Origin of the sequence: Paucibacter sp. XJ19-41 (assembly GCF_028462495.1) — a bacterium.
GTDB lineage: Bacteria > Pseudomonadota > Gammaproteobacteria > Burkholderiales > Burkholderiaceae_C > Roseateles_E.
Genome location: NZ_JAQOWX010000315.1, coordinates 1 through 334, shown reverse-complemented (window position 1 = coordinate 334; position 334 = coordinate 1). Strand labels below are relative to the sequence as shown.

1 protein-coding gene is annotated in these 334 nt (G+C 71.0%); it reads left to right on the top strand.

Annotation, left to right across the window (positions count from 1 at the left end; all coding sequences use genetic code 11):
- Window positions 1–334, top strand: a 334-nt coding sequence (locus PO768_RS29160) for a phosphopantetheine-binding protein (protein WP_272648848.1), incomplete at both ends; no start/stop codon positions are given.

The following is a 334-nucleotide window of genomic DNA, read 5'->3' as shown; positions in this document are numbered from 1 at the left end:
GGTGGATCGCAAGGCCTTGCCGGCGCCGGAGCTTCTGGATCGGGGAGATGCGGCGCGGGAGATGCCGCAAGGCGAGGCGGAGGAGGTGCTGGCGGCCGTGTGGGCGCAGGTGCTGGGGCTGGGCAGCGTGGGGAGGCACGAGAACTTCTTCGAGCTGGGGGGCGACTCGATCCTGAGCTTGCAGATCGTGGCGCGGGCGCGGGCAGCGGGGTGGAAGGTGAGTCCGCGCCAGCTGTTCGAGCGCCAGACAGTGGCCGAGCTGGCGGCGGTGGCTCAACGAAGCGCGCAAGCAGCGATGCGCAGCGATGCCGCTGCTCTCGATGAGGCACCGGGA